Raw genomic sequence first — 24,722 nt, 5'->3', positions numbered from 1 at the left:
GGCCGCAGCACGCCCGGAGCCGGCCACCCCAGGCCGGCCCAGAAGCCGGCCAAGGGGCCTCCCCAATGCCTTTCAAGTGTCGCCCGGATGTCGCCTGCCTGCGGCTTGCGGATGCCCCTGACCGGTTCAGCGGCCCGGCGCCTGTGCCGCGCGCAGGTCGCCCGCCGTGGCCGGCGGCACGCCCTGCCCGTCCTGCCGGGCCATATCCATGTGGCTGTGTGCCACGGCCATGAAGAGCTTGATGCGGTTGAGCTGATTGGCCTCGCTGCTGCCGGGGTCGTAGTCCACGGCCATGAGGTTGGCCCCGGGGCGCAGGCGCTTCAGTTCCTTCATGACGCCCTTGCCCGTGATATGGTTGGGCAGGCAGCCGAAGGGTTGCAGGCACAGCACGTTATTGACCCCGTGATCCATGAATTCCAGCATTTCCGCCGTGAGCAGCCAGCCCTCGCCGGCCTGATTGCCCCGTGAAATGATGCCCCGGACGCTGCTGGCCAGATCGCCGATGCGCGATGCCGGCATAAAGCGGCTGCCCTGCAGGGCACGGCGCATGGCCTTGCGCAGCCCTTCCACCCGGCGGATGAACAGCCAGCTTGTGAGGGCCGGCAGAATGCGCCCGCCCAGACGACGCCAGGAATAGACCGGATCCATGGAGCAGTAGAGGAAAAAGTCCATGAGGTCGGTGAGCACCGGTTCGCCCCCTTCCTCGCGGATGCGCTGCACCACGTGGTTATTGGCATCCGGATGGTACTTGAGCAGGATTTCGCCCACAATGCCCACCCGCGGCCGCGGCACGCCATCCAGCTTGATCTGGGAAAAATCGCTGACAATCTCCGACATGTGCGTGCGGAAGACCGTATTGTCCCCTGCGGAGGCGCTGGAACGCGCCCGCCGCATCCAGGATTCCAGCAGGCTGTCCGTATCGCCGGGGTGCAGTTCGTTGCTGCGGCAGGACATGCTCACGCGTTGCAGCATGTCGCCGTACAGGCAGCCCAGCACCATGCGGTGGAAAAGCCGGGCCGAGATGCTGAAACCGGGATGGCGGTTGATATTGCCGCTGGTCATGGTGAGCACGGGCACCTGGGGAAAGCCGGCCTCCTGCAGAGCCTTGCGCAGCAGGGCCGGATAATTGCTGGCGCGGCAGGGGCCGCAGGTCTGGGCCAGCATGAGCGCCGTACGCTGGGGATCGCACTGGCCGCTGGTCAGCGCATCCAGCAGCTGGCCGATGACCACGATGGCCGGATAGCAGGCATCGTTATGCACATAGGTCAGGCCAAGCTCAATGGCCCGCGGACTCACCGAGGGCAGCACATCCAGATGATAGCCCGAATGGTTGATGACATCCTTGAGAATGTCAAAATGCAGGGGGGACATCTGCGGGGCAAGGATGGTATGGGTTTCGCGCATGGCCTTGGTAAAGATGGCCCGCGGCACGGGACTGCGCCGCACGGTGCGCCGCACGGCAGCCTCGCGCCGTTCGCGCACCGCAGCCATGAGCGAACGGATGCGGATGCGTGCCGCCCCCAGCGATGCCCCCTCGTCAATCTTGATCAGGGTATGCAGGCGCCCGGCACGTTGCAGCAGCTCCGCCACCTGATCGCTGGTGATGGCATCCAGCCCGCAGCCGAAGGACGTCAGCTGCACCAGTTCCAGCTCCGGCCGCTCGCAGACCAGGGTGCTGGCCCGGTACAGGCGGGAATGGTAGCTCCACTGGTCCAGCACCCGCAGGTTTTCGTCCTCCCGGCCCAGGTGAGCCACGCTGTCTTCGCTGAGCACGGCCGCGCCCAGGGAGGCAATGTAGTCCGGCAGGCCATGGTGCACGGCCGGGTCCACATGGTAGGGCCGCCCGCACAGCACAATGCCCAGCCCGCCGCTCTCGCGGACCAGTTCCAGAATGCGCTCTCCCTCGGCCCGTAGCTCGGCGCGGTAAGCCTCGAATTCCTCCAGGGCCGCCCGCCCGGCCTCGCGCAGTTCGGCGCGGGGCAGGTCCATTTCCTTGTACAGGCAGTCCACCAGCGCATCCAGGCTCTGCAGCGACACAAAGGGCGTGTGCAGACGCACCCCCTGTTCGCGAACCTCGTCGATATTGAGGCGGATGACCTCGGGATAGCCCGACACCACGGGGCAGTTGTAGCCATTGGCCTTGGTGATGGCATCCCCCCGCTCGCGGGGCAGGCAGGGGAAGAAAATGCGCTTCACCCCCTGGCGCAGCAGGGCCGTCACATGCCCGTGCGCCAGCTTGGCCGGATAGCAGACCGTCTGCGACGGCATGGAGGACAGGCCCAGGTCAAAGATGTCCTTGTCCGACGGCGGCGAAAGGATCACGCGGAAGCCCAGATGGGTAAAGAAGGTAAACCAGAAGGGATAGTGCTCATAGATATTGAGCACACGGGGAATGCCCAGCTCGCCGCGCGGGGCCTGGGCCGCGTCCAGCGGCGTATAGGCAAAGAGGCGCCTGTTCTTCCAGGCATAGATATTGGGCATGGGCGCGTGACCGCCCTCGCCCGGCGTTCCGTTCTGTCCGGCGCCGCGCTCGCAGCGATTGCCGGAAACAAAGCGCCGACCGTTGGAGAAGCGGTTGAGCGTCAGGCGGCAATGATTGCCGCAGCCCTGACAGCGCAGGCGCCGGGTTTCAATGCGCAGGGAGCGCAGGGCCGCGGACTCCAGGGGATGGCGGCTGCCTTCGGTCACAGGACGCCGGGCCACCAGCAGGGCCGCCCCGTAGGCCCCCATGAGGCCCGCAATATCCGGCCGGAAAACCTCGCGCCCCAGCAGGCGTTCCATGACGCGCAGCAGGGCGTCGTTCATGAAGGATCCCCCCTGCACCAGCACCTTGTCGCCCAGCTCGTCGGGGCTGCGCAGACGCAGCACCTTGTACAGGGCGTTGCGTATGACGGAATAGCAGAGGCCGGCAGCAATGTCGCCGATTTCCGCGCCTTCCTTCTGGGCCTGCTTGACCTTGGAATTCATGAAGACCGTGCAGCGGGACCCCAGGTCCACGGGATGCCGGGCAAAGAGCGCCGCCCGCACAAAGTCTTCCATGCTCAGGTTGAGGCTCTGGGCAAAGGTTTCCAGAAAGGCGCCGCAGCCGGCGGAGCAGGCTTCGTTGAGCGTGACGCCGGCAATGCAGCCGTCCCGCGCCTTGAGGCACTTCATGTCCTGGCCGCCGATGTCGATGACATAGCTGGTTTCCGGCACCAGCCGGCAGGCGGCCTTGAGATGGGCCACGGTTTCCACTTCGGTCATGGACGATCCCAGGGCCGCCTGGGCAAAGCCGGCGCCATAGCCGGTGCAGGCGCTGTCCTCTATCCAGGCGCCCTGGGGCAGGCTGTCCACCAGGTCCGCCACAAAGGGCAGCAGCTCGGACAGGGGGTCGCCCTGATTGCGGCGATACCATGTGGTGATGACGGCGCCCTCGCGATCGGTCAGCACGGCCTTGACCGTGGTGGACCCCAGGTCCACCCCCAGATAGAGGGGACCGCGGGCATCTTCCAGCGGGCAGCGGGGCACGGCGCCGGAGGCATGACGCCGGCGAAAGGTCTCGTACTCCTCCTCGCTGGCAAAGAGCGGCGGCAGCGCACTGGCCCCCTCCCCTTCGGGAATCCGGTTGCGGGCGCGCCGGGCCAGCTCCGCCACATCCACCGGCGCCGACTGCACGGGCCGGGGCTGCCCCGCCAGCGGCACCAGGCTCAGGGCCGTGCCGCGGGCCACGATGTACTGGGCATCGGGCACATTCATGACCTCTTCCGGCGCAAGGTGCAGCGTTTCGATGAAGCGCTCCCGCAGGGCGGACAGAAAATGCAGCGGTCCGCCCAGAAAGGCCACACGGCCGCGGATGGGATGCCCGCAGGCCAGACCGCCGATGGTCTGTTCCACCACGGCCTGAAAGATGGAGGCGGCCAGGTCCTCGCGCGCCGCCCCTTCATTGAGCAGGGGCACCACGTCGGTCTTGGCAAAGACGCCGCAGCGCGAGGCAATGGGATAGATGGTGGTATGCCGCAGGGCCAGGTCGTTGAGGCCCTGGGCGTCCGTATGCAGCAGGGTGGCCATCTGGTCGATGAAGGCCCCGGTTCCCCCGGCGCAGGCCTCGTTCATGCGCAGATTATCCGACCCGTCGGAAAAATAGATGATCTTGGCGTCTTCGCCGCCCAGCTCCACAGCCACATCCGTTCTGGGCGCCAGGACGGAAATGGCGCGCGACGTGGCCAGCACCTCCTGCACAAAGGGCAGCTCCAGCGTCTGGGCCAGACGCAGCGCGGCCGAGCCGGTAATGGCCGCACGCACCCGCAGGCCGGGCCGGCGGGCAGCCAGCTCGTCCAGCAGGTCACACAGGGTCAGCCGCACGGCAGCCCCGTGGCGCCGGTAAATGGCCTCCAGCAGATTGCCCTGACTGTCGGTCAGGGCCAGCTTGACAGTGGTGGAACCGGCATCCAGCCCCAGGAACAAGACGGAATCGTCCATGCTTCTCCTATCCTTCCGCATCCGCGGCAATCAGGCCCCGTGCGGGCCGGCGCCGGTCGCGCCGTCATCCGCACAGGCAAATTCAGTGGGCAGCTTTCCGCGCCGCTGCCAGCTCCGGGCAGCGGCATCCAGCACGATCATGGCCATCTCGCCCATATAGCCATGGATACCGGGCGTATGACACAGGCGCGGCACAAGCAGCTGCAAAAATTTTCTGTCTGTCACCAGCAGCAGCATGAACGGCCCCAGGGCGCTGATGAGGCAGCACTCCAGCTCCGGCTTGCTCTGGGGAATGCCCGTCATCTCGCTCACAATGTCCTTGACGATCTGCACCTTGGTGCAGACCACCCGGCGCATCACGTCCTGGAGGTATTCGGACGGGGCCACGATTTCCCGCGCCCAGGCGCGCATGAGCCACTGCTGCTGCGGCGCCGTCAGGCCCGAACAGAGGGCTGCCAGAATGCGCTGCATCTTCCGGCGGGCCGGGATGGCCTCGTCGGCCAGGCGTTCCAGAAATTCCCGGTTGAGCAGACGGTCATGCACATCTTCCAGCACGGCAATGTACAGCCCCTCGCGGCTGCCGAAATAGTAGTTGATGGCCGCCATATTGACCTGCGCCGCCTCGCAGATGCTCTTGCTGGTGGTCTGAGCAAAGCCGTTTTCCGCCATGAGGTGTCCGGCTGTTTCGATGATGCGGGCGCGGGTCTGCTCGCCGTCACCCCGCATGGGGCGTATCACAATACTGTCGTCTTCCGCCGATGGGGCGGCCTGTCTGCTGGGCATGGCTTCCTCGACATGGCCTGAGCCGTGGATTGGCGCCCATGGATGGGGGCGCACTGCTTAGAATATCTAATTCAAATTTAAATTTCAACAAAAGGAATGTTTCTCTTTGTTACCGGCAGGATGTCGTCCCGCGGCCCGTGCCGGCACAGGCCCGCCGGCAGCCCCTGACGGTGGCGGGAAGCAGCGGCATGCGTCGCAAGGGGCCAGGCCCTTCGGCCCTGCCGGAGCGGCGGTCAGCGCTGGATCTTCTGCATGACGGCGCCCGTGCCCAGACGGTTCAGCACGCGCAGGCGCAGGCTATAGCAGAGGGCGCCAAAGCCCAGAGCCAGCAGATAGGCTATCCAGAAGCCCTGTGCCCCCAGCGGGGCCGGGGTCAGCAGGCTGGTGCGGGACAGGGTGAAGCCCAGGGGCAGGCCGATGCCCCAGTAGGACACCAGACAGATCAGCGAGATGATGCGCGTGTCATTGTAGGCACGCAGGATGCCGATGCTCACGGTCTGAATGGCATCCACAAGCTGATAGGCCGCCATGAGGGGCAGCAGTCCCATGGTCAGGGCGGCCACCCTGGCATCATCAATGTAGATGGCAATGATTTCCTGACGGAAGAGCATGGTCAGGCAGGCCATGACCAGGGAACAGGCCATGCCCAGGCACAGGGCCGTGCGCCCCACCACACGCGCCCGCCACACGCGCCCCGCCCCCAGGAAGTGGCCCACGCGTATGGTGGCCGTGATCTGCAGGGAAAGGGGCAGCATGAAGATCAGCGCACTGAAATTGGAGGCAATCTGATGCCCGGCCACCACGATTTCCCCCAGAGGCGCCAGCAGAATGGCGCTTACGGTGAACAGGGAAACCTCGAAGCAGAGGGCCAGCGCCCCCGGAAAGCCGATGCGCAGAATACGCAGCACCAGCGCGCCGTCAAAGCGCGGAAACGGCGTTCCGTCTTCGGGGCGCGGCCTGGCGCAGGACGGGAAGAGCAGCGGACGGAACAGCGGCCGCAGGCTGCGGTAGCTGCTGTCGCGACGCACATAAAAGAACATGCACAGGGCCATGAACCAGTAGCACAGGGATGTGGCCACACCGCAGCCCACTGCCCCCAGGGCGGGCAGCCCCAGCTTGCCGTAAATGAACACATAGTTCACCGGCACATTGAGCATGAGGCCCAGCAGGCCCACGATCATGGCCGGCCGCGTGCGCGAGAAGCCCTCCAGAAAACTGCGGATGTTGACAAAGAGCATGAAGCCGGGCAGCCCCCAGAGCATGGCCCGCAGATAGCCCCCGGCCAGTTCCGCCATGCGCCCTTCCAGCCCAAAGAGGTCCAGATGGCGGGACAGCAGCTGAAAGAGACTCATGAGCAGCACGCTGAGAAAGAGGCTCAGCCAGATGCCCTGGCGCAGCAGATGGGCACATTCGGCCCGCCGCCCCGCCCCCACCAGATGGGCGCTCATAGGCGACAGCGCCAGCAGGCAGCCCACCCCCAGCAGGGAAATGGGCGCCCAGATGGAGCCGGATACGGCCACGGCGGCCATGTCCGTGGTACTGAACTGGCCGCTCATGGCCGTATCCACAAAACTCATGCCTATCTGCGAGGTCTGGGCCACCAGCACGGGCAGCCCCAGCGACACAAAGCGCCGCGCCTCGGCAGGCGAAAACACCGTCCGAAACATGTCTCCTTCCGTCAGTTCCTGCATGCAGCCGTCTGTCCGGGCCTCAGGCCCGGGCGGCAGGCACGAAAAGGCCCTCTGCCGGCAGGGACCGTCCCAGCGCGGCCGCGCCCTGCTCCACCAGCCGTTGCACGGCCTCCCGTCCCCGCTCGCCCAGATCGCGGCTGAACTCCGTCACAAAGGTGCGGATATGCGCCTGGGTCACCTCGTCGGACAGCTCCTGGGCATGGGCGCGGATATAGTCCGCCGAATCTGCCGGGCATTCCCAGGCATGGGCCAGGCTGGCGGCAATGGCCCGGTCAATGGCCTGCACCAGCGCGGGGTCCACATCCCGGCGGATCACGATGACGCCCAGCGGCAGCGGCGCATGGTAGGTGGCCTCCCACCATTCGCCCAGGTCAAGCAGCTTCACCAGGCCGCGCTCGCCGTAGGTAAAGCGCCCTTCATGAATGATGACGCCCGCATCGGCCCGGCCGTCCAGCACGGCATCCATGACGTGGCTGAAAAGCATCTCGTCACGCGGCCCCTGAAAGCGGCCCGTGAGCGTCAGCAGCTGATTGGCCGTGGTCATGAGGCCCGGTACGGCCACCCGGGCCGTGCGCTGCGCTTCCGGCGACAGGGCTTCGCGGGCCACCACCAGCGGGCCGCAGCCCCAGCCCAGCGCGCTGCCGGCGGAAAGTACGGCATAGGTATCCATAATGTGGGGCAGTACGCCCACCGAAATCTTGGTCACGGGCAGCTCGCCGCGCAGGGCCAGGGCGTTCAGCTCCTCCACATCGGCCATATGGGGCCGGAAGTGGCAGGGGGACGGCACAAGGCCGTGCAGCAGGGCATGAAAAATAAAGGTATCATTGGGACAGGGGGACAGGCCCAGCACCATGTCGGGTGAGGTGACAGCCATGATTTTCTCCTTGCAAGACAGAACGGGACCGAAGGCCGGAAAGGCCGGCATGCCCCTTGCGGCGGCGAGGACCAGCGGTTTGACAGCCGGCAGCGAGGGGCGTAGCCTAGCGCGATTCAACCGTCAAGCCGGGCGGGGAAGCGTTCCCCTACTCCCGCAAAGGAACATCCATGTTGGACGCTGCATACTATGCCGCACTGGGCCTTTCGTCCATTTATGAAAAGGTACTGGCCGGCCAACGCCTCAGCCGCGAGGACGGGATGGCGCTCTTTGCCTGTCCCGACATTACCGCCGTGGGGGCGCTGGCTCACCACGTGCGCTGCCGCATGCACGGCGACGCCACATCCTACGTGGTGAACCGTCAGATAAATTATACCAACGTCTGCGTCAACGGCTGCGTGTTCTGCGCCTTCCGCCGCGACAGGGACGATGAGGAAGGGGCCTTCCGCCTGAGCAAGGAAGACATCCTGGACCGTCTGCGTGCCGCCGATGCCACGCCGCTGCACCTGGACGAGCTGCACATCGTGGGCGGCTGTCATCCCGATCTGCCGCTGGAATGGTTCGAGGATGTGCTGCGCTCGGCCCGCGCCCTCAACCCCGATCTGCCCATCAAGGCCTTCACGCCGGTGGAAATCGAACACTTTTCCCGCATGGCGGGCATCAGCACCCTGGATGTGCTGCGCCGCCTCAAGGCGGCGGGTCTGGTCATGATGCCCGGCGGCGGCGCCGAAATCTTTGACGAGGGCCTGCGTGCCCGCATCTGCCCGCACAAGGCCTCTTCCGACGCCTGGCTGCGCATTTCCGGCGAAGCCCACAGCCTGGGCATTGTCACCAACTGCACCATGCTCTTCGGCCATCTGGAAACGCCGGCCATGCGCGTGGACCACCTCTGCCGCCTGCGCGAGCAGCAGGACAAAAGCGGCGGCTTCACCTGCTTCATCCCGCTGCCCTTCCTCACGCACAACAGCCGCCTTACCCTGCCGGAAGAAAAGCAGGAGGCTGTCCGCGGCCTGGACGAGCTGCGCACCATTGCCGTTTCCCGCCTGCTGCTGGACAATATCCCGCACATCAAGGCCTACTGGATCATGCTGGGCGTCAAGCAGGCGCAGGCCGCCCTCTGGTACGGCGCCGACGATCTGGACGGCACCATCATCGAGGAGCGCATCGGCCACATGGCCGGCGCCACATCCGCCCAGGGCATGACCATCGACGAGCTGGAAAACATGATCCGGCAGGCGGGCTTCCGCCCGGTGCGCCGCAATGCCACCTTCCGCGAGGTCAGCCCCCGGGCATCTTCGGAGGTTCGCGCATGAGCACGTCCCTTTTTGCCCCGGCGCACAGCGCCTTTGACGAAAGCCCCGCCGTGCGCCAGGCCGCGGAATGCGCCCGCAGCGGGCAGCGTCTGGACCGGGCCACGGCCGAGACCCTGTATTACGGCGCCTCGCTGCACACGCTGGCCGCCCTGGCCCATGCCATGCGCCTGCGCCTGCATCCCGAACCGGTGGTCACCTATGTGGCTGACCGCAACATCAATTATTCCAACATCTGTGTGTGCGGCTGCCGTTTCTGCGCCTTTTTCCGCGCACCGGGCGACCCTCAGGGCTATGTGATCAGCCGCGAGGAAATGGCGGACAAGATCGAGGAAACCCTGCGCCTGGGCGGCACGCAGATTCTTCTGCAGGGGGGGCATCACCCGGACCTGCCCCTGGAATGGTATGAAGACCTGCTGCGCTGGATGCGCGAACGCTGGCCCACGCTGCATATCCACGCCTTTTCCCCGCCGGAAATCTTCTTCTGGTCAAAAACCTTCGGCCTGCCTGTGGCGGAAATCCTGCGCCGCCTGCATGAAGCCGGCCTGCATTCCGTGCCGGGCGGCGGCGCCGAAATCCTCAGCACCGAGGTACGCGCCCGGGTTTCGCCCAACAAGTGCACGGCCGAACAGTGGCTCGGCGTCATGGAAGAAGCCCACAAGCTGGGCATGAAGACCACGGCCACCATGATGTTCGGCCACGAGGAAGAACCGCGTCACCGCCTGGACCATCTCTTTGCCGTGCGCGATCTCCAGGACCGCACCCACGGCTTCACGGCCTTCATTCCCTGGACCTTCCAGCCGGCCCATACGCGCATCGACTGCCAGCCCCTGCCCGCGCCGGCCTATCTGCGCCTGCTGGCCGTGTCCCGCCTGGTGCTGGACAATGTGCCCAACATCCAGTCGTCCTGGGTGACCATGGGACCGCAGGTGGCGCAGCTGGCCCTGTTCTACGGCGCCAACGATTTCGGCTCCCTCATGATCGAAGAGAACGTGGTGGCCGCCGCCGGGGTGTCCTATCACCTCACGCGCCGTCAGATTCATCAGATCATCCGGGCTGCCGGCTTCCGGCCCGTGCAGCGCCTCATGGACTACACGCCCGTCCAGCCCCAGCCGGAGGACTGATATGCAGCCTGCCACTCCCCTGCGCATGGGGCGCATCGGCTACCTCAATGTGCTGCCCATCTACCATCCGCTGGAAGCCGGCATCATTCCCCATGACTACGAGCTGGTGGCCGGACCGCCCGCCGTGCTCAACGACATGATGTCCCGCGGCGAATTGCAGGTTTCGTCCTGTTCCTGCTTTGAATACGGCCGGCGGCCGGAGCGCTACTATCTGGTGGATGATCTGTCCATCGGCTCGCACGGCTCGGTCATGAGCGTGCTGCTGCTGTCGCGGGTGCCCCTGCGCCAGCTGGACGGACAGACCATCCTCATCAGCGGCGAAACGCATACGTCCGTGGCCCTGCTCAAGCTGCTCATGCGTAACCGCTACGGCCTTGACGTGAGCTATACCACCGGCTCGGTGACCTCGGCCCTGCGCCGGGGCATGCCGCCCGTGGCCTTTCTGGCCATTGGCGACGAGGCCCTGCGCCTGCGCAACCACCCGGACTATCCCTACCGTGTGGACATGGCCGATGCCTGGATGGAGTGGACCGGTCTGCCCTTCATCTTCGGCCTCTGGGTCATCAGCCGCGCCGCGGCGGATGCGGGCATACTGCCCGATGACCCCGGCGCCCTGCTCCGTGCCGGACGCGACTGGGGCCTGGCCCACATGGACACCATCCTGGACCTCACAGGCTACGGCTGCCCCCTGAGCCGCGAGGAGCTGACCTTCTACTATCTGCACGGCCTCACCTATTCCCTCAACAGCCGCGAGCAGGACGGCCTGCGCCTGTTCTACGAAAAACTGGCCGACGCCGGCATGATTCCGGCCTGTCCGCCCCTCTGCTTCTACAGCGCCCGCTAGACCGCGAACGGCTCCTGCGTTTGCAAGCGCGGCCCGGTTCGCCCGCCCCGCGGCAGACAGCACGGCGAACAGCAGCCCGGCAGCAGCAAAACAAAAACGGCCTTTCCCCTGATGGGGAAAGGCCGTTTTCTTCTGCCTGTCCGGTGACGGACAGGCGCTATTTGTCAGGAGACGCTCAGGCCTTGGCAGGCGTTGTGGGCGTGAAGGTCAGGGCATCGTCCTTCACATCCACCAGCACATGCTGCCCGTCGCGGATGCTGCCGCCCACCAGCAGACGGGCCAGCGGCGTTTCCACATTGTGCTGCACATAGCGCTTGAGCGGACGTGCCCCGTAGACCGGATCGTAGGACGCGTCGGCAATGAAGTCGCGGGCCGCATCGGTGAGGTCCAGGGTAATCTTGCGTTCTTCCAGGCGCTGACGCAGACGGGCAAACTGCAGGTCCACAATACGGCCCACCTGATCCCGGTGCAGCGGCAGGAAGACCACGGTTTCATCCACACGGTTGAGGAATTCCGGCCGGAAGTGACGGCGCAGGTCTTCCATGACCATGTCACGGGCGCCGGGCTTCAGGCTGCCGTCTTCCGCAATGCCGTCCAGCAGATGGGTGGAACCAATATTGGACGTCATGATGACGATGCAGTTGCGGAAGTCCACCGTGCGGCCCTGGCTGTCGGTGAGGCGGCCGTCGTCCAGCAGCTGCAACAGCGTGTTGAAGACATCCGGATGCGCCTTTTCGATTTCGTCAAAGAGCACCACCGAATAGGGCTTGCGGCGCACGGCCTCGGTGAGCTGACCGCCTTCATCATAGCCCACGTATCCCGGAGGCGCCCCGATGAGACGGGACACGGAATGCTTTTCCATGTACTCGCTCATGTCCAGACGCACCATATTGTCCTCGGTATCAAAGAGGGCTTCGGCCAGGGCCTTGCACAGCTCGGTCTTGCCCACGCCCGTGGGTCCCAGGAAGATGAAGCTGCCCGTGGGCCGTGCCGGGTCGGACAGACCGGCACGAGCACGCAGCACGGCATCGGCCACGGCGCGCACGGCCTCGTCCTGGCCCACCACACGTTCGTGCAGCTGGTCAGCCAGATGCAGCAGCTTTTCCCGTTCGGATTCCATGAGCCGCGTCACCGGAATGCCGGTCCAGCGGGCCACGATTTCGGCCACGTCATCGGGGCGCACCTCTTCCTTCAGCAGACGCTGTGCACCGGCATCCTGCGCAGCAGAGGCCGCTTCCAGCTTTTTCTGCAGTTCCAGCAGGGTGGAATACTTGAGTTCCGCCGCCTTGTTGAGGTCGTAGTTGCGTTCGGCCTGTTCAATGGCCAGACGGGTCTGCTCAATCTCGCCCTTGATGCGGCGCACTTCGTCAATGCCGCGTTTTTCGTTTTCCCACTGCGAGCGCAGGCTGCCCTGCTGCACGCGCAGCTCGGCCAGTTCGCTCTCCAGCTTTTCCAGACGTTCGTGGGACGCCTCATCGGTTTCACGGCGCAGGGCCTCGCGTTCAATTTCCAGCTGCATGACCTTGCGGTTCACTTCATCAAGGTCCGCCGGCAGGGAATCAATTTCCGTGCGGATCAGGGCCGCGGCCTCGTCAATGAGGTCAATGGCCTTGTCCGGCAGCTGACGGTCCGTGATGTAGCGGTGCGACAAGGTCACGGCTTCCACAATGGCCGAGTCGCTGATGCGCACGCCGTGGTGCACTTCAAAGCGTTCCTTGAGACCACGCAGAATGGAAATGGCGTCCTCCACCGAGGGTTCGTCCACGATGACCGGCTGGAAACGCCGTTCCAGCGCCGGGTCCTTTTCGATATACTTGCGGTATTCGTCCAGGGTGGTGGCGCCGATGCAGTGCAGCTCGCCACGGGCCAGCATGGGCTTGAGCAGGTTGCCCGCATCCATGGCCCCGTCGGTCTTGCCGGCTCCCACGATGGTATGCAGCTCATCGATGAAGAGGATGATGCGGCCTTCGCTCTTTTCCACTTCATTGAGCACGGCCTTCAGGCGTTCCTCAAACTCCCCGCGGTACTTGGCGCCGGCAATGAGTGCCCCCATGTCCAGCGCAAAGAGCTTGTGCCCCTTGAGGCCTTCGGGCACGTCCCCCTTGAGGATACGGAAGGCCAGCCCTTCCACGATGGCGGTCTTGCCCACGCCCGCTTCGCCCATGAGCACGGGATTGTTCTTGGTACGACGGGACAGAATGCGGATGACCCGGCGGATTTCGGCATCACGCCCGATGACCGGGTCCATCTTGCCTTCCCTGGCGGCTTCCACCAGGTCACGGGCGTATTTGGACAGGGCCTCGAAGGTGTCTTCCGGCGTCGGGGTATTCACATGCGCCCCGCCGCGCAGTTCTTCCATGGTCTTGCCAAAGGTGGCGCGGCTGATGTTGTATTCCCGCAGCAGCCCGCCCAGAGGCGACGAAGCAGCCGCATCGGACAGCGCCAGAAAGAGATGATCCACGCTGACGTATTCGTCCTTCATGCGCCGGGCCTCGTTCTGGGCATCGCCCAGGACCTTGGCCAGGCCCTGCGTGATCATGATCTTGCTGGGGTCCGCGCCGGGACCGGAAACGGAAGGCCGCTTGCGCAGCAGCTCTTCCAGGCCCACGGCAAGGGCGCGGGTCTGCACGCCCATCTGCTCAAGGATGCGCGGCACAATGCCGTTTTCCTGCTGCACCAGGGCCAGCGCCAGGTGCTCTGTATCTGTTTCCTGATGGCCCATGCCTGCCGCGATGTTCTGGGCATCGCTCACAGCCTCGCGGGCCTTGTCGGTAAATTTGTTGATATCCATAAAAACCTCCTCACTGGAAGGATGTCGTCTTTCTCTCTCAGTCTTCCATGTCGTGCAGGGCCTTCACCTTGCGTTCCAGCTGGTCCACACGTTCCAGCAGGTCCACAATGATGGTGCCGCCCAGCACCGGCAGATCAAAATCGCAGCAGATGCGTTCCAGTTTGCGCACCCGGTAGATGTCCACATCCCGGAACAGAATTTCCTCCCCTCTGCCGCGGTCTGCCTCCAGCCAGCCCAAGGCCAGCAGTTCGCGCAGCCGGTCGGGGTCTATGCCCGTACTGGCAATAAATTCTTCCCATACCAGCAGGCCCTGGTCCCCGGAACACACCGTTGTACCATAGATCATGCTCATGCCCTGCCTCCCTGTGCATTCTGACGCGGCGAGAAGGACGAGGTATCTGCCAGCTTCTGCCACAGCTCGCGTTCCGCATCACTCAGCTTGTCGGGCACGCGGATCATGACCCGCGCCAGCAGGTCACCACGTGCCGAGGGGCTGCCCAGCCCCTTGCCGCGCAGGCGGAACTTGCGGCCGGACGAACTGCCCGCCGGAATGTTCAGCTCCACGCTGCCGTCCAGGGTCTGCACCGGCACCCGTGCGCCCAGCGCCGCTTCCCACGGAGCCAGGAGCACATCGCATTGCAGATTGTCGCCATCCACCCGGAAAACGGGATGCGGCAGGTAGCGCACCCGCAGAAAAAGATCGCCGGGCGTTCCACCGGGAAAACTTTCTCCCTGTCCGGCCAGGCGCAGCTTGGCCCCTTCGCGGATGCCCGCCGGCACATTGACCTCCAGGGTACGCGGCCCGCTGGATGTTTGCAGCGTTACGCTGCGGCGGCCGCCGCGGGCCACATCTTCCAGCGACAGGGGCAGCTCGGCTTCCACGTCGTGCCCCCGGCGCGGACGGGCGGAATAGCCGCCGAAGGGATCACCGCCAAAGGATGCCCCATGGCCGCCGCGCCCCCCGAACAGCGTTTCAAAGAAGTCCGAAAAACCGGCTCCGTCAAAATTCTGCCCGTTGAAGGTAAAGTGCACGTTTTCATGCCCGGGCGCGCCGTGAAAATTCTGCCCGTGCTGCCAGTTTGGCCCAAGCTGATCATAGAGCTTGCGCTTTTCCGGGTCTTTCAGCACCTCGTAGGCTTCATTGATTTCCTTGAACTTTTCCTCGGCCTGCTTGTTGCCGGGGTTGAGGTCAGGGTGATATTTGCGGGCCAGCCGCTTGTAGGCCCGCGAAATCTCCTCGGCAGCGGCCGTGCGGTCCACCTCGAGGAGCTTGTAATAATCTTTGTAGGATACTGCCATACGCGTCACCCCCTGCGGGATTCTTACCAATATACTAAGACATGCTGGCCAGTCGTCAATATGTCCGGTTCCCGGGACGCTGCCCGGCGGTAATTTCCCACGCAAGCATAGGTAACCATGCCCCGCGCATCTGGCAAGACCTTTGATCGAACAATATATGCCCCGCGGCACGGCCACAAAAAACGGGAGGAGGGTTTCCCCTCCTCCCGTTGCACCGGCAGGAAACGGCAGGCAGTTGCCTAGACCATGCCGTGTTCGCCGGGCTTTTCGTATTCCTGCTTCTTCTGCTGCTGCACGTACAGGTCCGTATCGCCCAGGGCCAGCAGCACGGCGGACGACACATAGATGGACGAGGCCGTGCCGATGAAGATCCCCAGCAGCATGGTCAGGGCAAAGTCATGAATGACGCCGCCCCCCAGCAGATACAGGGCCAGCGTGGCCACAAAGGTGGTACCGCTGGTGAGAATGGTGCGGGAAAGGGTCTGGTTGACACTGCGGTTGATGAGCACCTCCAGCGGCAGAGTGGGCGCGGCCCGCAGATTTTCACGCAGGCGGTCGTAAACGATGATGGTATCGTTGAGCGAGTAGCCGATGAGGGTCAGCAGGGCCGCCATGACGTTCAGGTCAATTTCCACATTGAACAGCGTCAGCAGGCCCGTGGTGATGAAAACGTCGTGCAGCAGGCCCACAATGGCCCCCAGGGCAAAGTTGAGCTTGAGCACAAAGCAGACCACCAGCGTCACCGCCAGGGATGCCAGCACCAGCCAGCCCATGCCCAGGCCGGTCATGCTCACCAGATACATGCTGCCCCACAGCGCGGCAGCCATGATGATGCCGGCCATCCAGCGCTGTTCGAAACGCCCGGAAATGTAGACGGCAATGAGCAGCACCGCGTAGTAGAGGGCGGCCAGGGCCTTGTTGGTCAGGTCATCGCCCACCTTGGGACCCACCACCTCAAAACGCTGGATTTCCACCGGATTATCGGGAAAGGCCTTGTTCAGGCTTTCCAGCATGAGGGTGCGAAGCGCGGAAGAGGAGCCGTCTTCGGCGGTGGAGACGCGCAGCAGGAACTGACGCCCGTCATCCCCGTAGCGCTGTGTGGATATGCCCGGCAGGCCGGAATCGGAAAGGCTCTTCTTGAGCGCCTCGTCCGGCACGCTGTTCTGAAACTGCACCTGGGCCACCACGCCGCCGGCAAAGTCAATGCCCAGCCTGAGGCCGTTGCCCCAGATGGCGGACCAGAGGCCCACCAGAAAGAGCAGAGCCGACAGGGCATAGGCAATGTGACGCTTGCCGATGAAGTCGATATTGGTATCGTGCTTGATGAATGCAAAACCCATGTTCGTTCCTCCCTGCGCCTAGATGCTGATGCCCTTGGGTCCGCACTTGCGCGCCCAGTACTCGAAAATGGCGCGCGAGACAAAGATGGCCGTGAACATGGAGGCCACGATACCCAGCGACAGGGTGACCGCAAAGCCGCGGATGGGGCCGGTACCAAACTGATACAGGATGACCGTGGCAATGATGGTGGTGAGGTTGGAGTCCGTAATGGAGATGGTGGCGCGCTCAAAGCCCGCCCGTACCGCCGCCAGGGGCGTCAGCCCCAGGCGCAGTTCCTCGCGTATGCGCTCATAGATGAGCACATTGGCGTCCACGGCCATGCCGATGGTCAGCACAATGCCCGCAATGCCTGGCAGGGTCAGGGTGGCGCCAAAGGCGGCCATGCCCGCCATGATGATGAGCATGGTAAAGCCCAGCATGATGTCGGCGATGATGCCGCTCATGCCATAGTAGATGCCCATGAAGAGCACCACGGCCGCAGCCCCCACCAGCGCGGCCCGGATGCCGCTGTCAATGGATTCCTGTCCCAGCGAGGGACCGACGGTGCGCTCTTCCTCCACGGTGACCGGCGCAGGCAGGGAGCCGGCACGCAGCACCACGGCAAGGTCGGTGGCTTCCTGGGTGGTAAAGTCGCCGCTGATGGAGGCGCGCCCCCCGCCGATGCGCTGGCGGATGACCGGCGCGGAATAGACCTTGCCGTCCAGCACAATGGCCATGCGGCGGCCCACGTTTTCTCCGGTAACCCGCTCAAAGATGTCTGCGCCGCGGCTGTTGAAACTCAGGCTCACGGCCGCCTGGCCCTGCTCGAACACCGGCTGGGCATCGGACACATCCTCGCCCGAAAGCATGGCGTCCTTTTCCAGCGCAATGAGGCGCGGGCCGCCCTGGGGCGTGGCGCCGCTCTTTTCCAGCAGCGGCAGGGCAATGACGCCGGAGGGCAGCACGGCCCTGGCGGGGTCCACATCGTCGCGCACAAGGTGGAATTCCAGGTGCGCCGTCTGCCCCAGCACCTGCACGGCCCGGCGCGGGTCCGACAGGCCGGGCAGCTGCACCTGTATGCGGTAGCCCGCCTGCTTGCGGATATCCGGCTCGGCCACGCCGAACTGGTCAATACGGTTGCGGATGGTGCGCAGGGCCTGGTCCACGGCCATGTCCTTGAGGCGGTTGGTTTCCGCCTCCGTGAACTGCCCCACATAGCGCAGCTGGCCGGCATCACCGGCCACCGGCGTGGCAAAGCGGATCTGCGGATAGTGCTTGTACAGGATTTCTTCCAGCTTCTGCCTGTCCTCGGCGCGGGGCAGCACAAATTCCAGCCGGTCACCCGCCACCACGCGGGGGCGCAGCACCACCATCTTCTCATCCTGGGCCAGACGGCGGATGTCCTGCCCGGCCAGGGCCAGCGAATTGCTTACCGCCTTGTCCACCCCCACGGACAGGGTGAGGTGGATGCCGCCCTTGAGGTCAAGACCAAGGTTGATCCTGCTGCTGGGCAGAACGGACTCCAGTGCCGTTCCGATGCCGGGCATGCTCGGCAGGGCGTAGACAAGGCAAAGCACAAAAACGGCTATGGCAACGCCAAGCCGGGTACGCAAACCTATCATCGAGGTACCTTCCGCTCAAAAAAGGGAGGCCGGGCAGCCCCGTCCGCACGGGGCCGCTCCGGGAAGGATTCCAGCCTGGGTGCCGCCCACGGCGGCACGCGGCCTACTTCTTTTCTTCGACGGTCTTGCCGTCCTTGTTGGTCACGGCGCTGATGGCGGCGCGGTTGAGGCGCAGCTTGGCTTCGCCGCATTCCAGCAGCACCTGTTCGTCATCAATTTCCAGAATGCGGCCCATGAGGCCGGCGGACGTGATGACATGATCGCCACGCTTGAGTTCGGCCAGCATCTGCTTGTGCGCCTTGGCGCGTTTCTGCTGCGGGCGGATGAGCAGGAACCAGAAGATGGCAAACATGAGGATGAGGGGCAGGAACTGCATCAGCATGTCCGTGCCGGACGCCGGGGCACCAGCCTGGGGCGTACCCATGGCATATGCGATGGAATGGAACAAGGTGTACCTCCAGAAGGGGATGTCTGGCAGAGACGCCATAACGCCTCTGCGGTGTTTACACAACGATAGTCCGGTATTTTAGCCTGCTCCGGAAAAACATGCAAGCCTGCCGGCCCGCAAATTCCCGACGGCCTCCCCCCGCAGGCAGCGGCAGGCAAAGTCCGCCGCCAGGGCCGCCACCAGTTCCCGGCTTTCCCGGTGCGTTGTGGGCAGGTGTCCGCCGTGCGGGCTGCGCACACGCAAAAGATGCACATCCACCCGCGCGCCGCCCCAGCGGCGTGCCAGCAGCAGGCTATTATAGAGGTTGCAGCTCTGGTCATGCCGCAGCTGCACCACACACAAAGGCACGCGGCAGCGCGGCAGCGCACGGCGCAGGGCCGGCAGGGCTGCCTCCATTTCCGCAAAATGCCGCAGGCAGTATACGGTCTCGTGCCCCTGCCACGGCGCCATGTCCCGCGCGGCTTCAGAACGCGGCGGCACCGTGATCACCGGGTGCAGCCAGGCCCTCAGACGCAGCAGGCGAAAACACGGCGCCGCGAGAAAACGGGGATGCCACTTGCGGAAGTACAGCGGCGTGGCCAGCGCCAGCAGGCCCGCCGGCTGCGGCAGCCTGCCGCAGGCCGCCTGAACGCAGATGTCCAGGGCCAGGATGCCACCAAGGGAATAGCCGGCCAACCACACCGGCCCCTCTCTGCTCAGGGCAGCATAGCGCTGCCGGGCAAACTCCCGCCACTGCCTGTAGCTGCTGCGCACATAGGCGGCGGCATCCGCCCCGTGCCCGGGCAGCAGCGGACTGTCGACATGCTGCTCCGGCAGGGCTGCGCGCAGCGCCCCGGCCAGGCTTTCCATCTCAAACGGGCTGCCCGCCAGCCCGTGCAGAAGCAGACAGGACATCCTTGCCCCCCGCAGCGGCCCGTTCTATACTGCCGCCCACACATTTCAAGGAGATATCATGCAATGCTGCGACTTGCTGCTCACGGCAGCCTGCATCCTCACGCAGGACGCTGAGCACACCATCTGGCAGAATGGCGCCCTTGCCATCACGGCAGGCCGCATTGCCGACCTGGGACCCGCGGAGGACCTCCGCGCCCGCTGGCAGGCAAAAACCGTCGTGGACGGCTCGAGCATGCTCGTTCTGCCCGGCCTCGTCAATGCCCATACCCATGCGGCCATGACCATTCTGCGCGGTCTGGCGGACGACATGCCCCTCATCAGCTGGCTGACACAGCGCATCTTTCCCGTGGAAGCCGGCCTGAACCCCGAAGAGGTCCGTCTCGGTTCCCTGCTGGGTTTTGCGGAAATGCTGCGCACGGGCACCACGGCCTGTGTGGACATGTACATCCACGAGGCACAGGTACTGGAGGCGGCCCATACCGCCGGCATACGCTGCCTGGCCGGCGAAGGGGTTTTCGGCTTTCCCTCGGCGGCCTGCCCGTCCTACCGGCAGGCGCTGGACATCACCCGTGATCTGGCCGCCCGCTGGGCCGGCCATGACCGCCTGCGCGTGGCCGTCAATCCCCACAGCGTCTATACCACCAGCCCGGACATGCTGCTGGCCTGTCGCGATCTGGCCGAGGAACTGCACCTGCCCGTCCACATCCATCTGGCGGAAAGCCCGGATGAAACGGCGCGCAGCCTGGAACAGCACGGGGTCCGCCCCGTGGAGCACGCCCGTGCCTGCGGCCTGCTGGACCTGCCCTGCACCGCTGCCCATGTGGTGGATGTCACGGACGAGGAAATCGCCCTGCTGGCCCGCAAGCGGGTGGTGGCCGTGCACAATCCCTCGTCCAACATGAAACTGGCCTCCGGCATCCTGCCGCTGGCCCGCATGCAGGCTGCCGCCCTTTCCCTGGCCCTGGGCACGGATGGCGCCGCCAGCAACAATCAGCTCAATATGTTTACGGAAATGGGCCGTGCCGCCCTGCTGCACAAGATCGCCCAGAACGATCCCACCGCCGCCAGCGCCGCCTGTGTGCTGGACATGGCCACCCGCCACGGCGCCGCGGCCATGCACGACGCCCGCCTCGGGCAGCTCACCGTGGGCGGACCGGCAGACCTCACGGCCCTGGACCTCACGGCGCCCAATATGCAGCCGCTCTACCATCCCGTTTCCCACGCGGTCTATGCCGCCACGGGGCACGAGGTCCGCCTGACCATGGTTGCCGGAGAAATCCTTTACCAGGACGGTCGCTTCACCCGCTTTGACTATCCTGCCCTGCTGCAGGAACTACGCGCCGTGCGCAGTGCCGTCCTGCGCCGTGCCGGCACGGCGCACTGATCCGTGCGGCCCCGGCCCGGCTGATGGCGCAGCGCGGCGGCTGCCCGGCGGGCGGGAGGGGTCGTCACCATGGTTGACAGCCGAAGAAATTTGCTTATACTGGCTCGTTCCAAGTGTAATACAAGCGCTCAGGCGCGTGGAGGTATGTTATGGCTGCTCTTCTGCAGAATGCCGTGAAAACGGAAAATGGCGTAACGGTGAACGGCATTGCCGTCCTGCCCGTGATTGACAAGTGCGAAGGCTGTGATCGCGTGCGCGAGTTTGAAGGCCAGTCCTTCTGCTCCAGCTATCCCAGCCCCGAACGCAAGTGGGCCAATGGCCGCTGCAACTTCGCCACCCACGTGAAGGAGGCCGTTGCCGCTGCTGCCAAGGTCAACCCCCTCAAGGCGTCCAAGCGCGCCGCCAAGGGTCGCTAGGCCGACGATTTTCTGTGCCGTCCCCGGGACGGCAGGGCAGGAGGCCGGCATGCCGGCCTCCTGCTTCCGTGTTCGTGGAAAAAGCCCCCGGCCTATCCCGAACCGCGGCATGCCCGCCAACATCAGGAGGCGGTATGCCCCGCTGTCCGCAGGGCAGCGTCAGGAGGCCCATGGGCCTCCTTTGTGTTTGCCGTCGCGGCAGACGCGTTTTCTTGTCCTGCCCGTTACCGGGCCGGAGCCAGCATGAACGGTTCTTCTTCCGCCTCTCCTGCGTCCCTGTCCCGCCTTCTTGCCCATCTGGAAGGCCGCACCGATGATGTTATTGCGCTGCAAACAGCCCTGACCGCCTTTCGTGCCCTTGGCCCGGAAAATGGCGGCGACGGCGAAATGCCCAAGGCAGCCTTCATTGCCCGTCAGCTCCAGGCGCTGGACGCGCCCCTGACCCTGCACTGGTACAATGCGCCGGATACCCGAGTCTCTGCCGGCGAACGTCCCAATCTGGTGGCCCGCCTGCCCGGACGGCAGGAGCGCACGCTCTGGCTCTTTGCCCATACGGATGTGGTGCCCAGCGGTCCTGAAAGCAGCTGGAAGGGCGACCCCTGGCAGGTTCGCCGGGAAGGCGATCTGCTGGTGGGCCGCGGTGTGGAGGACAACCAGCAGGGACTGGTCAGCATGCTGCTGCTGGTCAGCGCCCTGGCCGCCTGCCGGATACAGCCGGAACTTTCCGTGGGCCTGGTCTTTATGGCTGACGAGGAATGCGGCAACAGCATGGGGCTTCAGTACCTGCTGCGCACGGCCGGGCAGCTCTTCCGGCCGGATGACCTGTATATCGTCCCTGACTCCGGCTCGCCCACGGGAGCAGACGTGGAAGTGGCCGAAAAGCACGTCCTCTGGCTGCGGGTGCGCACCAGCGGACGCCAGTGCCATGCCTCCCGGCCCCAGAGCGGCGTCAATGCCTTTGTGGCCGGTGCGGCGGCCGTGCTGGCCTGCGCCGGCCTGCACGAGGACTTTCCGCAGCGCGATCCCCTTTTTGACCCGCCCTGCTCCACCTTTGTGCCCAGCCGCCACGAGGGCGGTGCCCCCAGCATCAACATTCTGCCCGGCGACGACTGCTTTTACGTGGACTGCCGCCTGCTGCCCCACGTGGACCCGGCTGCCGTGCTGGAAGCCGCCCGGCGGCGGACGGCCAGGGTGGCCGAACAGTACGGCGTGCGCGTGGAGGTGGACATTTTCCACCATCAGCCCGCCAGCGTCAGCCCCGCGGACAGCCCGGTGGTGGAGGCCCTGCGCCGGGGCATCCGCGCGGTCTACGGGGTGGAAGCCCGTCCCGTGGGCATCGGCGGGGCCACCGTAGCCGCCCTGCTGCGCCAGCGCGGCCTGCCGGCCGCCGTCTGGAGCCGCATGGACGGCGTCTGCCACCAGCCCGAAGAACATTCCTCCATTTCGTCCACCATCCGGGACGCACAGGTATTTGCCCATGTCGCATTGCTTCTCTGATTCTGGCCGCACCTTTGACGCCATTGTGGTGGGCGGCGGGCATGCCGGCTGCGAAGCCGCCGCCGCGCTGGCCCGCATGGGCCACAGGACCCTGCTGATCACCAGCAATGTGGACCGCCTGGGGCATCTCTCCTGCAATCCGGCCATCGGCGGCCTGGCCAAGGGGCACATGGTGCGTGAAATCGACGCACTGGGCGGCATGATGGGCCTGTGGGCCGATGCGGCGGGCATTCAGTTCCGCACGCTGAACATGAGCAAGGGACCGGCCGTGCGGGCCACACGCGCCCAGATGGACCGTGATGCCTATATGGCTGCCGTCAAGCAGACGCTCTTTTCCCTGCCCGGTCTGCGCATCTGGCAGGACGAGGCGCGCGAGGTGCTCACCCAGGGCGACCATGCCGCCGGTGTGCGTACCGCCCTGGGCCTGGAATTCCAGGCGCCGCATGTGCTGCTGACCACGGGCACCTTTCTGAACGGGCGCATCCACGTGGGGCTTACCCATCTGCCTGCCGGGCGGCTGGGCGATGCTCCGGCCACGGGCCTGTCGGACAGCCTGCGCCAGCTGGGCTTCCGCCTGGGACGCCTCAAGACAGGCACCTGCCCCCGCCTGCTGCGCTCCAGCATTGATTTCAGCCGACTGGAAGAGCAGCACGGCGACACGCCGCCCCCGGCCTTCAGCTTTCATGGTCCCGGCCCCCGCCTGCCGCAGGTGAGCTGCCACATCACCTGGACCAATGCCGCCGCGCACGAGGCCATCCGCAGCGGCTTTGACCGCTCCCCCCTGTTCACGGGCGTCATCCAGGGCACGGGCGCCCGCTACTGCCCGTCCATCGAAGACAAGGTGGCCCGTTTCCCGGACAGGGAACGGCACCAGATATTTCTGGAGCCGGAGGGCCTGCACAGCGCCGAAATCTATGCCAACGGCATTTCCACCAGCCTGCCGCTGGATGTGCAGCAGGCCATGCTGGCCGCCATTCCCGGGCTGGAACATGCCGTCATGGTCCGGCCGGGCTATGCCATCGAATACGACTTTGCCAATCCCACCCAGCTGCATGCCACCCTGGAAAGCAAGCCCCTGCCCGGCCTGTGGCTGGCCGGCCAGATCAACGGCACCTCGGGCTACGAGGAAGCGGCGGCACAGGGCCTGTGGGCTGCCTGCAATATCTCGTGCCGCCTGCGAGAACGCGAAGCCTTTGTGCCCGGCCGGGACACGGCCTACATGGCCGTGCTGGTGGATGACCTGGTCACCCTGGGCACGGAGGAACCCTACCGCATGTTCACCTCGCGGGCAGAACATCGCCTGCTGCTGCGCGAGGACAATGCCGACAGCCGCCTGACCCCCCTTGGCCGGGAGCTGGGCCTGGTCAGCGACAGCCAGTGGGAACATTTCTGCCGCCGGCAGGAACAGGCGGCCCGCCTGCACGACCTGCTGGACAGCAGACGCCTGACCGGCGGGGACGCCTCCCTGCGCGGGCACACCCTGGCAGAGGTGCTGCGCCGTCCGCACATGGACATGGACACCCTGGCCGCAATGGATGACGGTCTGAAAGCCCTGCTGGCCGAGGATACGGAAAACGCGGCCTTCAGCGTGCAGGTGGACGTGAAGTATGCCGGTTATCTGGAACGCCAGCGCGAGCTGGTGGCCCGGGCCGCCCGGCTGGAATCCGTCCCCCTGCCGGAGGACATGGACTATACGGCCGTGGCCGGCCTTTCCCGCGAGGTGGAAGAAAAGCTGCAACGTGTGCGCCCCCGCAATCTGGGGCAGGCCGGGCGCATTTCCGGCGTCACGCCGGCGGCTGTGGGCTGCCTGGAAATTCACCTGCACAAACTGGGTCTGCTGCACGGCAAGGCGGCACGAGCGGAGGCGGCGCGGCATTCCCGCTGAAAACTGCCACATGTTCCGGGGCATTTTGCCACAAACATCCGCCCGCCCCGTTGACCTTGCGCGCCCTTCGCCGCTATTCTGT

18 protein-coding genes are annotated in these 24,722 nt (G+C 65.3%); 7 read left to right on the top strand and 11 right to left on the bottom strand.

All coding sequences use genetic code 11. The annotated features are described in order from the left end of the window. Nucleotides 1–126: 126 nt before the first annotated feature. From Q0J57_RS07275 to Q0J57_RS07260, 4 genes are all read right to left on the bottom strand, one after another. On the bottom strand, nucleotides 127–4,458 hold the full coding sequence (locus Q0J57_RS07275; RefSeq protein WP_297218752.1) for an acyl-CoA dehydratase activase-related protein: 4,332 nt from the start codon (nucleotides 4,456–4,458) through the stop codon (nucleotides 127–129). Nucleotides 4,459–4,488: 30 nt separating this feature from the next. Next, complete coding sequence (locus tag Q0J57_RS07270) at nucleotides 4,489–5,241, bottom strand: CerR family C-terminal domain-containing protein (protein WP_297218750.1); 753 nt, start codon at nucleotides 5,239–5,241, stop codon at nucleotides 4,489–4,491. Nucleotides 5,242–5,474: 233 nt separating this feature from the next. Beyond that, entirely contained in the window at nucleotides 5,475–6,908 is a 1,434-nt protein-coding gene (locus tag Q0J57_RS07265; RefSeq protein WP_297218749.1) for an MATE family efflux transporter, read from the bottom strand. A 43-nt stretch (nucleotides 6,909–6,951) separates the two neighbouring features. Continuing rightward, nucleotides 6,952–7,806 (bottom strand): 1,4-dihydroxy-6-naphthoate synthase, encoded by an 855-nt coding sequence (locus Q0J57_RS07260; protein WP_297218746.1) that lies wholly within the window; start codon nucleotides 7,804–7,806, stop codon nucleotides 6,952–6,954. Nucleotides 7,807–7,976: 170 nt separating this feature from the next. Here Q0J57_RS07260 and mqnE point away from each other — a divergent pair, with 170 nt between their 5' ends. From mqnE to Q0J57_RS07245, 3 genes are read left to right on the top strand one after another with little or no spacing between them, the layout of a single operon-like run. Further along, nucleotides 7,977–9,119 carry an aminofutalosine synthase MqnE gene (gene mqnE / locus Q0J57_RS07255; protein ID WP_297218744.1) on the top strand — a complete coding sequence of 381 codons (1,143 nt, stop codon included), beginning with the start codon at nucleotides 7,977–7,979 and terminating at the stop codon, nucleotides 9,117–9,119. Then, nucleotides 9,116–10,240 (top strand): cyclic dehypoxanthinyl futalosine synthase, encoded by a 1,125-nt coding sequence (gene mqnC, locus Q0J57_RS07250; RefSeq protein WP_297218742.1) that lies wholly within the window; start codon nucleotides 9,116–9,118, stop codon nucleotides 10,238–10,240. The genes mqnE and mqnC overlap by 4 nt, the downstream gene beginning before the upstream one ends. A 1-nt stretch (nucleotide 10,241) precedes the next feature. After that, entirely contained in the window at nucleotides 10,242–11,084 is an 843-nt protein-coding gene (locus tag Q0J57_RS07245) for a menaquinone biosynthesis protein (protein ID WP_297218740.1), read from the top strand. A 175-nt stretch (nucleotides 11,085–11,259) separates the two neighbouring features. Here the strand turns inward: Q0J57_RS07245 and clpB are convergent, their stop codons facing one another. The 7 genes from clpB to Q0J57_RS07210 all read right to left on the bottom strand — a co-directional run bounded on the left by clpB (nucleotide 11,260) and on the right by Q0J57_RS07210 (nucleotide 19,458). Beyond that, the gene (gene clpB / locus Q0J57_RS07240; protein ID WP_297218738.1) at nucleotides 11,260–13,875 is read right to left on the bottom strand and encodes an ATP-dependent chaperone ClpB; all 2,616 of its coding nucleotides are present in this window, start codon (nucleotides 13,873–13,875) and stop codon (nucleotides 11,260–11,262) included. A 37-nt stretch (nucleotides 13,876–13,912) separates the two neighbouring features. Then, nucleotides 13,913–14,227 (bottom strand): chaperone modulator CbpM, encoded by a 315-nt coding sequence (locus tag Q0J57_RS07235; RefSeq protein ID WP_297218736.1) that lies wholly within the window; start codon nucleotides 14,225–14,227, stop codon nucleotides 13,913–13,915. Further along, complete coding sequence (locus tag Q0J57_RS07230) at nucleotides 14,224–15,174, bottom strand: J domain-containing protein (protein WP_297218734.1); 951 nt, start codon at nucleotides 15,172–15,174, stop codon at nucleotides 14,224–14,226. Before Q0J57_RS07230 ends, Q0J57_RS07235 begins: the two co-directional genes overlap by 4 nt. Before the next feature lie 239 nt (nucleotides 15,175–15,413). Beyond that, a complete protein-coding gene (secF, locus tag Q0J57_RS07225; protein WP_297218732.1) occupies nucleotides 15,414–16,514 on the bottom strand; it encodes a protein translocase subunit SecF in 1,101 nt (366 codons plus the stop codon). Nucleotides 16,515–16,532: 18 nt separating this feature from the next. Further along, nucleotides 16,533–18,116 (bottom strand): protein translocase subunit SecD, encoded by a 1,584-nt coding sequence (gene secD, locus Q0J57_RS07220; protein WP_297218730.1) that lies wholly within the window; start codon nucleotides 18,114–18,116, stop codon nucleotides 16,533–16,535. A 103-nt stretch (nucleotides 18,117–18,219) separates the two neighbouring features. Further along, a complete protein-coding gene (yajC, locus tag Q0J57_RS07215) occupies nucleotides 18,220–18,564 on the bottom strand; it encodes a preprotein translocase subunit YajC (RefSeq protein WP_297218728.1) in 345 nt (114 codons plus the stop codon). 78 nt (nucleotides 18,565–18,642) lie between these two features. Continuing rightward, nucleotides 18,643–19,458, bottom strand: a complete 816-nt coding sequence (locus Q0J57_RS07210; protein ID WP_297218726.1) for an alpha/beta fold hydrolase — start codon at nucleotides 19,456–19,458, stop codon at nucleotides 18,643–18,645. Nucleotides 19,459–19,513: 55 nt separating this feature from the next. On the opposite strand from Q0J57_RS07210, the gene Q0J57_RS07205 reads away from it, so the two are divergent. From Q0J57_RS07205 to mnmG, 4 genes are all read left to right on the top strand, one after another. Beyond that, on the top strand, nucleotides 19,514–20,842 hold the full coding sequence (locus Q0J57_RS07205) for an amidohydrolase (protein ID WP_297218782.1): 1,329 nt from the start codon (nucleotides 19,514–19,516) through the stop codon (nucleotides 20,840–20,842). Between the two features lie 149 nt (nucleotides 20,843–20,991). Further along, entirely contained in the window at nucleotides 20,992–21,258 is a 267-nt protein-coding gene (locus Q0J57_RS07200) for a PxxKW family cysteine-rich protein (RefSeq protein WP_297218724.1), read from the top strand. 243 nt (nucleotides 21,259–21,501) lie between these two features. Next, nucleotides 21,502–22,755: a M20 family metallo-hydrolase gene (locus Q0J57_RS07195; protein WP_297218722.1), complete on the top strand. Its 1,254-nt coding sequence runs from the start codon at nucleotides 21,502–21,504 to the stop codon at nucleotides 22,753–22,755. Beyond that, entirely contained in the window at nucleotides 22,736–24,640 is a 1,905-nt protein-coding gene (gene mnmG / locus Q0J57_RS07190; RefSeq protein ID WP_297218720.1) for a tRNA uridine-5-carboxymethylaminomethyl(34) synthesis enzyme MnmG, read from the top strand. Before Q0J57_RS07195 ends, mnmG begins: the two co-directional genes overlap by 20 nt. Nucleotides 24,641–24,722 lie beyond the last annotated feature (82 nt).

The sequence above is a fragment of the uncultured Desulfovibrio sp. genome, from assembly GCF_944324505.1.
Taxonomy (GTDB): domain Bacteria; phylum Desulfobacterota; class Desulfovibrionia; order Desulfovibrionales; family Desulfovibrionaceae; genus Desulfovibrio.
This window is presented reverse-complemented; position numbering and strand designations above follow the sequence as displayed.

Bases quoted from the DNA above. Each gene is read 5' to 3' on its own strand.
- Q0J57_RS07275 (WP_297218752.1), bottom strand. From the start codon at position 4,458: ATGGACGATTCCGTCTTGTTCCTGGGGCTGGATGCCGGTTCCACCACT.
- Q0J57_RS07270 (WP_297218750.1), bottom strand. From the start codon at position 5,241: ATGCCCAGCAGACAGGCCGCCCCATCGGCGGAAGACGACAGTATTGTG.
- Q0J57_RS07265 (WP_297218749.1), bottom strand. From the start codon at position 6,908: ATGTTTCGGACGGTGTTTTCGCCTGCCGAGGCGCGGCGCTTTGTGTCG.
- Q0J57_RS07260 (WP_297218746.1), bottom strand. From the start codon at position 7,806: ATGGCTGTCACCTCACCCGACATGGTGCTGGGCCTGTCCCCCTGTCCC.
- mqnE (WP_297218744.1), top strand. From the start codon at position 7,977: ATGTTGGACGCTGCATACTATGCCGCACTGGGCCTTTCGTCCATTTAT.
- mqnC (WP_297218742.1), top strand. From the start codon at position 9,116: ATGAGCACGTCCCTTTTTGCCCCGGCGCACAGCGCCTTTGACGAAAGC.
- Q0J57_RS07245 (WP_297218740.1), top strand. From the start codon at position 10,242: ATGCAGCCTGCCACTCCCCTGCGCATGGGGCGCATCGGCTACCTCAAT.
- clpB (WP_297218738.1), bottom strand. From the start codon at position 13,875: ATGGATATCAACAAATTTACCGACAAGGCCCGCGAGGCTGTGAGCGAT.
- Q0J57_RS07235 (WP_297218736.1), bottom strand. From the start codon at position 14,227: ATGAGCATGATCTATGGTACAACGGTGTGTTCCGGGGACCAGGGCCTG.
- Q0J57_RS07230 (WP_297218734.1), bottom strand. From the start codon at position 15,174: ATGGCAGTATCCTACAAAGATTATTACAAGCTCCTCGAGGTGGACCGC.
- secF (WP_297218732.1), bottom strand. From the start codon at position 16,514: ATGGGTTTTGCATTCATCAAGCACGATACCAATATCGACTTCATCGGC.
- secD (WP_297218730.1), bottom strand. From the start codon at position 18,116: ATGATAGGTTTGCGTACCCGGCTTGGCGTTGCCATAGCCGTTTTTGTG.
- Q0J57_RS07210 (WP_297218726.1), bottom strand. From the start codon at position 19,458: ATGTCCTGTCTGCTTCTGCACGGGCTGGCGGGCAGCCCGTTTGAGATG.
- Q0J57_RS07200 (WP_297218724.1), top strand. From the start codon at position 20,992: ATGGCTGCTCTTCTGCAGAATGCCGTGAAAACGGAAAATGGCGTAACG.
- Q0J57_RS07195 (WP_297218722.1), top strand. From the start codon at position 21,502: ATGAACGGTTCTTCTTCCGCCTCTCCTGCGTCCCTGTCCCGCCTTCTT.
- mnmG (WP_297218720.1), top strand. From the start codon at position 22,736: ATGTCGCATTGCTTCTCTGATTCTGGCCGCACCTTTGACGCCATTGTG.